This window comes from Pengzhenrongella sp. (genome assembly GCF_036565025.1).
Lineage (GTDB): Bacteria > Actinomycetota > Actinomycetes > Actinomycetales > Cellulomonadaceae > Pengzhenrongella.
In genome coordinates this window covers 1-9113 of record NZ_DATCNW010000236.1, presented here as the reverse complement: position 1 = coordinate 9113, position 9113 = coordinate 1, and the positions used below count along the sequence as shown (strand labels likewise).

Annotated in this window: 12 protein-coding genes; 11 read left to right on the top strand and 1 reads right to left on the bottom strand. The window is 73.8% G+C overall.

Going from position 1 to position 9113, the window contains the following annotated elements:
• The first annotated feature begins 36 nt into the window (after positions 1-36).
• From VIM26_RS14025 to mutM, 9 genes are all read left to right on the top strand, one after another.
• On the top strand, positions 37-732 hold the full coding sequence (locus VIM26_RS14025) for an ABC transporter ATP-binding protein (protein ID WP_331952200.1): 696 nt from the start codon (positions 37-39) through the stop codon (positions 730-732).
• A gap of 38 nt (positions 733-770) precedes the next feature.
• On the top strand, positions 771-2525 hold the full coding sequence (locus VIM26_RS14020) for a DUF6297 family protein (protein ID WP_331952199.1): 1755 nt from the start codon (positions 771-773) through the stop codon (positions 2523-2525).
• A gap of 13 nt (positions 2526-2538) precedes the next feature.
• Entirely contained in the window at positions 2539-3102 is a 564-nt protein-coding gene (gene rsmD / locus VIM26_RS14015; protein ID WP_331952197.1) for a 16S rRNA (guanine(966)-N(2))-methyltransferase RsmD, read from the top strand.
• A complete protein-coding gene (coaD, locus tag VIM26_RS14010) occupies positions 3099-3596 on the top strand; it encodes a pantetheine-phosphate adenylyltransferase (protein WP_331952195.1) in 498 nt (165 codons plus the stop codon). Before rsmD ends, coaD begins: the two co-directional genes overlap by 4 nt.
• A gap of 3 nt (positions 3597-3599) precedes the next feature.
• The gene (locus VIM26_RS14005) at positions 3600-4118 is read left to right on the top strand and encodes a hypothetical protein (RefSeq protein ID WP_331952193.1); all 519 of its coding nucleotides are present in this window, start codon (positions 3600-3602) and stop codon (positions 4116-4118) included.
• 143 nt (positions 4119-4261) lie between these two features.
• On the top strand, positions 4262-4840 hold the full coding sequence (locus tag VIM26_RS14000; RefSeq protein WP_331952204.1) for a YceD family protein: 579 nt from the start codon (positions 4262-4264) through the stop codon (positions 4838-4840).
• A gap of 3 nt (positions 4841-4843) precedes the next feature.
• A complete protein-coding gene (rpmF, locus tag VIM26_RS13995; protein WP_331952191.1) occupies positions 4844-5038 on the top strand; it encodes a 50S ribosomal protein L32 in 195 nt (64 codons plus the stop codon).
• A gap of 36 nt (positions 5039-5074) precedes the next feature.
• Positions 5075-5773 (top strand): ribonuclease III, encoded by a 699-nt coding sequence (gene rnc / locus VIM26_RS13990; protein ID WP_331952189.1) that lies wholly within the window; start codon positions 5075-5077, stop codon positions 5771-5773.
• An 8-nt stretch (positions 5774-5781) separates the two neighbouring features.
• Complete coding sequence (gene mutM / locus VIM26_RS13985; RefSeq protein ID WP_331952187.1) at positions 5782-6696, top strand: bifunctional DNA-formamidopyrimidine glycosylase/DNA-(apurinic or apyrimidinic site) lyase; 915 nt, start codon at positions 5782-5784, stop codon at positions 6694-6696.
• An 88-nt stretch (positions 6697-6784) separates the two neighbouring features.
• Here mutM and VIM26_RS13980 read toward each other — a convergent pair whose 3' ends face one another.
• Positions 6785-7744, bottom strand: a complete 960-nt coding sequence (locus VIM26_RS13980) for a phosphoglycerate dehydrogenase (protein ID WP_331952185.1) — start codon at positions 7742-7744, stop codon at positions 6785-6787.
• Positions 7745-7902: 158 nt separating this feature from the next.
• Between VIM26_RS13980 and VIM26_RS13975 the strand changes: the two genes are divergently transcribed.
• Both VIM26_RS13975 and VIM26_RS13970 read left to right on the top strand, forming a co-directional pair.
• Entirely contained in the window at positions 7903-8532 is a 630-nt protein-coding gene (locus VIM26_RS13975) for a response regulator transcription factor (protein ID WP_331952202.1), read from the top strand.
• A gap of 20 nt (positions 8533-8552) precedes the next feature.
• Entirely contained in the window at positions 8553-9032 is a 480-nt protein-coding gene (locus VIM26_RS13970; protein ID WP_331952183.1) for an SRPBCC domain-containing protein, read from the top strand.
• Positions 9033-9113: the final 81 nt, after the last annotated feature.

Genomic DNA, 9113 nt, shown 5'->3' with positions numbered 1-9113 from the left:
GCGCGGGGTGGGGCGGGGGGTGCGTACGCTTGGTCGGTGGCTGCCTCCCCCGTTGTCCGTGCGGACAACCTTGTCCTGAGTTACGGCGGCGAGCCCGTCTGCGCTCCCGTCTCGTTCACGCTCGGTGCGGGGCGGGCGCTCGCGCTCGTCGGCGCCAACGGGTCCGGGAAGTCGACCGTGCTGCGTGCCGTGCTCGGCCTGCTCGAGCTGGCCGGCGGGTCGCTCAGGGTGCTCGGACGCGAGGTCGACGAGCGCGAGCAGATCTTCCGCGCCCAGGTCTCCAGCGTGCTCGACGACGACGCGTACTTCCCCGCCCTGACCGTCGGTGAGCACCTGCTGCTGACCGCGCGCGGGCACGGACTGTCCAAGCCCGGCGACGTCGTCGCGCAGCTCCTGGAGGACTTCGGGCTCACCGACCACTCCGACGTGCTGCCCGTCGCGCTGTCCTCGGGCCAGCGCCGCCGGCTGTTGCTCGCGGCCGGCTTCGCCCGGCCCCGTCGGCTGCTCGTGCTCGATGAGCCCGAGCAGCGGCTCGACCAGCGGATGCGGGCCGCGCTGGCCGAACGGCTGCGTGCCGAGACGGCCGGCGGGGGAGCCGTGCTGATGGCCACCCACGATCCGGAGCTGCTCGAGGCGGTCGCCACGGACGCCGTGCTGGTCGGCGACGACAAGTCGGTCAAGCTGCGCGTGGCCGAGGCCGCGCGCGCGATCCGTGCCGAGCCCACCCGGTGAGCAGGTCCCGGAAGAACCGTGCGCGGGTGCCGGCGCCGATGCCTGCGCGCGACGCGTCGACGCGTGATGCGTCGGCCTTTGCCGAGCCGGCGCCCAACGAAGCGGCCGAGAATGGCTCGACGTCGGACGAATCGGCACTCGAGGGGTCGACCTCGGACGACGCCGTCCTCGACGACTCGGCGGACGAATCCGCCCCGGACGACTCGCCCGACGAATCCGCCTGGGACGAGTCCGCCCCCGACGAATCGCTCGACCTTCCCCTCCCGGTGCCGTCGGGCCGCGAGGTCCGCAAGTTCACCACCGCGACCGCGCGCAGCCGCGGCGACGCGGGCGTCGGGCAGCTCCTCGGCGACGTGTACTACGCCATCGTCACGTCCGCGATCGGCATCGCCGTGGCCCTCGGCGTGGTCAGCGCGATGCGCGACGCGCTCCCGCCGGCCCCCGCGACCCCCGCACAAGGCCCCGACCTGAGCATCCCGAGCCTCGCGGCGCTCGCCGTCCTGGGCATCATCGGGGTGCTGCTCTCGCTCGCCGGGCGTCTCGGCCCGGTCGGCGTCGGCGGCGCGGAGGCCACCTGGTGGCTCTCGCTCCCCGTCGACCGGCGCGGGTTGCTGCGTCCCGCGGCGACCCGGCTGCCCCTGCTGGCGGGCGCCGTCGGCGCCGTGCTGCTCGCCCTGCTCGAGCTCGGCCAGCCCACGGAGGTGGCGCGTCCGGTGAGCGCCGTGCTCCGAGTCGGGGCCGTCGGCGGCCTGGGCGCCGCCGCGATCGTGCTGCTCGCCGGGATCGGCCAGTCGCTCGGCGCGGTGCGGCGCCGGATCGCCACCGCCGGAAACCTCATCCTCGGCCTGGTGCCGATCCTGGCCCTGGCCGGCGCGTTCGCGGGCTGGCGGCTCGCGGACGTGCCGCCGCCGCCGGCCTACGTCATCCCGATCCTCGCGGGCCTCGTCCTCGCCGCGGCCGCGCTGCTCGACCGGCGCCTCGCGCGCATCCCCGCACGGGACCTGCGGGACAGCGGCTCGGTCGCAAGCCAGGCCGTCGGCGCGGTCGTCTCGCTCGACTCGCGCGAGCTGGGCCGGGCGCTGACCGACGGCGCGGCGGCCACCCGCCGCCGCCACACGACCCGCTTCGGCTGGGTGAACTCGGCACAGGCCGCCATCGTCGCCGCCGACCTCGCGGTGTTCCGCAGGTCTCCGCGGCACGTCGTGCAGGTGATCGCGGCCGCGTGCGTGCCCGCCGTCGTCGTCGGGGTGCACCAGATCGCGAACGCGGGGGTCCTCGTCGCCGCGTTCATCATCTCGGGGTACATCGCGACCGTCGCGACCGCCGAGGGCGCCCGCCGCGCCGAGATGTCGCCCATCCTGGACCGGCTGCTGCCGCTGTCCGCCAAGGACGTGCGCAAGCTGCGGATGATCGTGCCGGGCGCCGTGATGCTGCTCTGGTCGCTCGCGGCGTTCTGGTCGGTCGCGCGGCTCGAGGGCGGCCTGGGCGGCTGGCTGGTGCTCGGCGTGCTGTCCACGCCGGTGTGGGCCGGCGCGGCGGTGCGCTCGGCCTACCGGGCGTCGCCCGACTGGTCCGGACCGCTCGTGTCGACCCCCGCGGGCGCACTCCCGGTCGGGGTGGGCGGGGTGCTGGCCAGCGGGCCCGACGTCGTGATCCTCGGGCTGGTCCCGGTGCTCATCGCGATCGTGCTCGGGGTAACCACCACGCCCGTGCTGATCGCCCAGGTCGCCACCTCGGCGATCGCGTTCGCGGTGTGCTCGCACATCAAGACCCCCAAGTCGCTGCACGCGTGAGCGGGGCGGTCGCGTGACGCGGATCGTCGCCGGCAGCGTCGGCGGTCGCACGCTGCGGGTACCGCCCGCGGGCACCCGGCCGACGAGCGACCGGGTCCGCGAGGCGTTGTTCTCCCGGCTGGACCACTTCCGGGTGGTCGACGGCGCCCGGGTGCTCGACCTCTTCGCGGGGTCGGGAGCGCTCGGCATCGAGGCCGCGAGCCGCGGTGCGCTGGCGGTGACCCTGGTGGACTCCGCGCGGGCCGCGGCGCAGGTGTGCCGCGCGAACGTCGCCACCCTGGGCCTCAACGGCGTCACCGTCGTCGCGGACACCGCCGAGCGCTTCGTGCGCCGGCCGGTCGCCGAGCCCTGGGACCTGGTGCTCCTCGACCCGCCGTACGAGCTCGGCGAGGACGACCTCGCCGACGTGCTCGTAGGGCTGACCAGCGGTGCGACCCCCACCCTGGCCGACGGCGTCGTCGTGGTGGTCGAGCGCTCGGCGCGCAGCCCCGAGCCGCGCTGGCCCGAAGGATTGATGCGCAGCGACCGCCGCGCGTACGGGGATACGGTGCTCTGGTTCGCTACCCTGACCGCGTGACCATCGCCGTCTGCCCGGGCTCGTTCGACCCTGTCACGCTCGGCCATCTGGACGTGGTGCGGCGGGCGCGCGCGATGTTCGACGAGGTCGTCGTCGGCGTCGCGCGGAACTCTTCCAAGGCCGCGCTGCTGCCCGCCGCGCGCCGCGTGGAGCTCGCGCGCACCGCGCTCGCGGGCCTCGACGGGGTCCGTGTCGAGCTCGTCGAGGGGCTGCTCACCGACTTCTGCCTGGACGTCGGAGCGGTCGCCGTGGTGAAGGGCCTGCGCGGCGGTGCGGACTTCGACCACGAGCTGCCGATGGCGCTGATGAACCGGCACATCGCGGGGGTCGAGACGGTGTTCGTCGTGGGTGACCCGGCGCTCGGGCACATCGCGTCGTCGCTGGTCAAGGATGTCGCCCGCTTCGGCGGGTCGATCGAGGACCTCGTGCCGGACGGTGTCGAGGCTGTGCTGCGGGACGCGCTGGGCACCGTGCCGGCGCACGAGAAGGAGTAACCGATGACGGAGACCACCTACGTCCAGGGGGACGGTTACGACCGGACCCAGCCCGAGGGCCTGACCGGCATCCTCGACGCGCTGAGCGCCGCCGTCGAGCACGCGCGGGCCATGCCGATGTCCTCCTCGGTGCTGGTCAACCGCGCCGAGCTGCTCGACCTGCTCGAGCAGGCGCACGACGTGCTGCCCACCCAGCTGACGCGCGCCGACGAGCTGCTGGCCACCGCCGAGGCCGCGCGCGGCCTGGCGCAGGCCGAGGCGGACGAGGTCCTCGCCGACGCCAGGATCCGCGCGGCCGAGCTGGTCGACGTCGAGCACATCACCCTCGCGGCGCGCGAGCGGGCGGTGGAGATCGAGGCCGCGGCCGAGCTGGTCGCCCAGGGGCTGCGGCGCGACGCCGACGACTACTGCGACCGGCGGCTCGCGGACTTCGAGGCCGACCTCGGCAAGGTGCTCACGCAGGTGCAGGCCGGTCGGGCGAAGCTCGCCGGGCGCCTCGGCGGCGCCGAGCCGGCGCGCTGAGGCACCCGCGCGAGGTGCGAAACACGCTCGCGAGACGCGCAACACGCGGAGCGTTTGGGTGGTCCGGCGCGACCGGGTAGTCTCGACCGTTGGTCCTGCCGGTCTGGCACGGGCTGACGTCCTATGTGTCTGGAACCGCCGCCGTGGAGCGCCCGATTCACCTCGATCCCCGATCGCCCTTCGTGCTCGATACTCACGAGCTCGGTCGACGAGCGGGATCGATGCGACTCGTGCAACGCACGGTCCCAGCACCCGCGGACCTCGGCACCGACGTGATCGGCATTCCCGCCGGAACGGACCTCGAGCTGGATCTTCGGCTCGAGGCCGTGATGGAGGGGGTCCTGGTCACCGGAAGCGTCCGTGGTAGGGCTGTCGGGGAGTGCGTGCGCTGCCTGGACGAGGTGTTCGACGACGTCGATGCACCTCTGACGGAGCTGTACAACTATCCCGACCGGGCCAGGATCGCGGAAGCGGAGGGTGACGACCTCGAGGACGAGCGCGAGCTCGAGGGCGACTTGCTCGATTTCGAGCCCGCGTTGCGTGATGCGGTGGTACCTGTACTACCGTTCCGACCGTTGTGCCGGCCAGACTGCCCGGGACTGTGCTCCGAGTGTGGAGCGCACCTGGCGGACGACCCGGATCATTCGCATGAGATCCTTGACCCTCGGTGGGCCGTGCTGAACCGGCTCCAGGGAACGTTCGACGACACGAAAGAGAGCTAGCCCGTGGCTGTTCCGAAGCGCAAGATGTCGCGCAGCAACACCCGTGCGCGCCGCTCGCAGTGGAAGGCCACTGCGACCGCCCTCACGACCTGCCCCCAGTGCAAGGGCAACATGCGTCCGCACATTGCGTGCCCGACGTGCGGCAACTACAACGGTCGCCAGTACGTCGAGGCGATGCGCACCGAGCACGCGAACTGAGATTTCGCTCTCGTGTTGCCGACGCAAACGTCTCACGTGGCCGCTGCCTCGGCTGACCAGCTGATCGAGAAGCTCGGGGTCCACCTGGACCCCGAGCTTCTCGTGCTTGCGCTGACCCACCGGTCCTTCGCGCACGAGGCCGGCGGGATTCCGACCAACGAGCGCCTGGAGTTCCTGGGGGACACCGTGCTCGGCCTGGTGGTCACCGAGACGTTGTACCGGCGCCACCCCGACCAGAGCGAGGGTGACCTCGCCAAGATGCGGGCCGCCACGGTCTCCCAGCGCGCCCTCGCGGCGACCGCCCGCACGCTCGACCTGGGCGCCTACGTGCTGCTCGGCAAGGGCGAGCTCACGACCGGCGGCCGCGACAAGGACTCGATCCTCGCGGACACGCTCGAGGCGGTCTTCGGAGCGGTCTACCTCTCGCACGGGCTCGAGCTCGCGCGCACCGTCGTCGAGCGCCTCGTCGGGCCGACCCTGGACGCCGCCGCGGGCCTCGGTGCGGGCCTCGACTGGAAGACCTCCCTGCAGGAGCTCGCAGCCGAGCTCGGCCTGGCGGGCCCGGTCTACGAGGTCGACGGCACGGGACCCGACCACGCGCGGTCGTTCACGGCACGCGCCGTCGTCGGCGGTGAGGTGCGGGGCGTCGGCACCGGGTCGGCGAAGAAGATCGCCGAGCAGCAGGCAGCTGCGCTCGCGTACGGCGCGCTGCAGACCGGCGCCGGCGAGTCCTGACGCCAGCGGTGCCCGAGCTCCCCGAGGTCGAGACTGTCCGTGCGGGCCTCGCCGCGCACGTGCTGGGCCGCACGGTGGCGCGCACGGAGGTCCTGCGGGACTACAGCGTGCGCCGTCACGAGGGCGGCCCGCTGGACTTCGCCGGGCAGCTCGCCGGCCGGCGCCTGGACGCGGCCGTGCGCCGCGGCAAATACCTCTGGCTGCTGCTCGACGCCCCGGGCGGCGAGCTGCCCGACGCCGCGCTGATGGCCCACCTCGGCATGAGCGGCCAGCTGCTCGTGCGCAGCCCCGGGGACGGTTCCCCGACGTCCCCGCACCTGCGGGTGCGGCTCGTGCTCGACGACGGCAGCGAGCTGCACTACGTCGATCAGCGCACCTTCGGCCACCTGTCGGTCACCGAGCTCGTTCCGGTGCCCGACGGCGCCGCCGGGGGGCTCGGTTCGCCCGCCGCCGTCGTGCCGGGGCCGGTCGCGCACATCGCGCGGGACCTGCTGGACCCCGCGCTCGACCGGGCGGGCCTGGTCGCGGCCGTGCGCCGCCGTCGGACGGGCGCCAAGCGCGCGCTGCTCGACCAGACGCTGGTCAGCGGCGTCGGCAACATCTACGCCGACGAGGCGCTGTGGCGCGCACGCCTGCACTACGCGCGCCCGACGGCGACCCTGCGGCGCGGGGAGGTCGAGCGGCTGCTCGACGCCGCCGCCGAAGTGATGACCGAGGCCCTGGTCGCCGGTGGCACGAGCTTCGACGCGCTGTACGTCAACATCAACGGCCAGTCCGGGTACTTCGACCGCTCCCTGGCGGTCTACGGCCGCGAGGGCGAGCCGTGCCCCCGCTGCGGCACCCCCATCCGCCGCGACCAGTTCATGAACCGCTCGTCCTACCTCTGCCCCACCTGCCAACCCCGCCCCCGCACCCCCCGCTGACCCGTCACCCGTCATCGCCGAGAAGTCGATTTCCGCCCGTCGGATCGCCTCCGGATGGGCGGAAATCGACTTCTCGGCGGAGGTTTCGTCAGGGTGCGGAGGGGGCTCGGACGACGTTGCGGAGGGGGCGGCCCGCTTGGAGGGCGGCGAGGTTGGCCTCGATGAGGGCCGGGGCGCCGACCGGGCGGCCACCGGCGGCGTGCGGGGAGACGATCACGTTCGGCTCGTCCCACAGCGCGGAGTCGGCCGGCAGCGGCTCGGTCTCGAACACGTCGAGCGCGGCGCCACCGAGCCGGCCGGCGCGCAGCGCGGCCACCAGCGCGGCCTCGTCGAGCGTGGACCCGCGACCCACGTTCACCACCCACGCGTGCCGGGGGAGCAGCGCCAGGCGCTCGGCGGAGACGGCGCGGTAGTTCTCGGGCGTCCCGGGCAGGATCGTGATCAGCAGATCCGCCTGCGGCAGGGCCGCGTCGAGGTCGTCCGTGGCGATCACCGGGAAGCCGCCGCGCTCGTCGGCCGAGCGCGCCACGCCGGTCACCTCCGCGCCCAGCAGCGCGAGGTGCGGGGCCAGCTCCTGCGCGATCGAACCGAAGCCCCAGACCAGCACGCGCGCGCCGGCCAGCGTCCGGAACGAGTCGCTCGGCCGGGCCGGCTGCACGCCGCCCAGCTCACCGGCCCACCGGTGGGCGTCCTGCGCCCGGACCAGCAGGTGCAAGCGCCGGGCGGCCGCGAGGACGAGCGCGAGGGTGTGCTCGGCGACCGGGCCGTCGTGCAGCGAGCGGCCCGAGGTGATCACGACGTCCGGCGCGAAACCGGCGCCGAGCACGGCGTCCGGCCCGGCGGCGAGCGTCTGCACCCAGCGCAGCCGCGTGAGCCGCGCCGCGCAGTCCGCGAGCTGCGCCGCGGGGTTGGCCCACACGACCAGCGCGTCGGCGTGGGCATGCTCCGCGGGGATCGGCGCGTCGACCGCGTACGGGACGACGACGACGCCGTCGGGCACCTCGAGCGGGAGCGGGAGGTTGGTGGGGACGAGCAGGGTGAACGGCATCGGGGCCTCTCTGGTGGGTTGTCGCGGGGTCAAGGATGCCGCGAATTGCGCGCGCCGGGGCCCTCGATGCCACGCGGGGGTCAAGTCCTCGTTACGATGCCGACGTGGTGATCAGCAACCTGACTTCTTCCGCCGACCGTGCGGCCGTCATAACGGTCATGATCGTCGACGACCATGAGGTCGTCCGACGAGGCATAGCCGAGGTGGTCGAGCGCGCCGAAGGCATGCATGTCGTGGCCGAGGCGGGCTCCGTCGCCGACGGCGTGCGCCGGGCCGGCCTCGTGCATCCCCAGATCATGCTCGTCGATCTCCAGCTGCCCGACGGCACCGGCATCGACCTCATGAAGAAGGTCCGCCTGACCCAGCCCGAGGTGCGCGCGATCGTGCTCACCTCCTTCGACGACGACGACGCGCTGGCCGCGGCGCTCGACGCGGGCGCGGTCGCGTACCTCCTCAAGAGCGTGCGGGGCGCCGAGATCACCGACGTCGTGCGGGCGGTGGCAGCCGGGCGCACCCTGCTCGACGAGCGCACGGTGACCCGCCACAAGGCCGGCCACGACGACCCGACCGAGCACCTCACCCCGAGCGAGCTGCGGGTCCTCGACCTCATCGGCGAGGGACTGTCCAACCGGGAGATCGCCGAGCGGCTCTCCGTCGCGGAGAAGACGGTCAAGAACCACATCACGTCCCTGCTCGCCAAGATGGGCCTGCAGCGCCGCACCCAGGTCGCCGCCTGGGTCGCCGCACGCAAGCACAGCGGCTGGCGCGCCGAGCCCGGCGACTCCTGACCTCTGCCGGAGGTGACCCGATGACGACGACGCCGACCGAGCCCGCCGCGCTCACCGCGAGCGTCGAGGTCACCGTGCCGCCCGCGCAGGCGTTCGAGGTGTTCACCGCGGGGATGGCGACCTGGTGGCCGCTCGTCGACCACTCCGCGTTCGGGCTCGAGGCGGCGGACGTCCGGATGGCCCCCGAGGTCGGCGGGCAGATCGTCGAGCGAGGCCGCGGCGGTGCGACCAACGTCTGGGGAACGGTGCTGACGTGGCTCCCGCCAGACAGGGTGGCGTTCACCTGGCACCCGGCCAGCGATCCCGGCGGCGCTACCCGGATCACCGTGCGGTTCGCGCCGACGCCCGACGGCACGAAGGTCGTCCTCGTCCACGACGACTGGGCGAACCGCGCCGACGACGACGCCGCGTACTTCGAGTACGAGGCCGGCTGGCCCGGCGTCCTAGGTGGCTGGTGTCGAGCGGGTGTTCCTGGGCGGGATTTGGCTCGGCGGGGTTGATGAGGGGTTCGTCGGGGCGGTGAGCGGGTTTCGCTCTTGGTCGCCCGGTGGCGCGGTTCGGGCCCGGTGAGGAGCCCCTGG

Bases quoted from the DNA above. Each gene is read 5' to 3' on its own strand.
- VIM26_RS14020 (WP_331952199.1), top strand. From the start codon at position 771: ATGCCTGCGCGCGACGCGTCGACGCGTGATGCGTCGGCCTTTGCCGAG.
- VIM26_RS14005 (WP_331952193.1), top strand. From the start codon at position 3,600: ATGACGGAGACCACCTACGTCCAGGGGGACGGTTACGACCGGACCCAG.
- VIM26_RS13980 (WP_331952185.1), bottom strand. From the start codon at position 7,744: ATGCCGTTCACCCTGCTCGTCCCCACCAACCTCCCGCTCCCGCTCGAG.
- VIM26_RS13975 (WP_331952202.1), top strand. From the start codon at position 7,903: ATGATCGTCGACGACCATGAGGTCGTCCGACGAGGCATAGCCGAGGTG.
- VIM26_RS13970 (WP_331952183.1), top strand. From the start codon at position 8,553: ATGACGACGACGCCGACCGAGCCCGCCGCGCTCACCGCGAGCGTCGAG.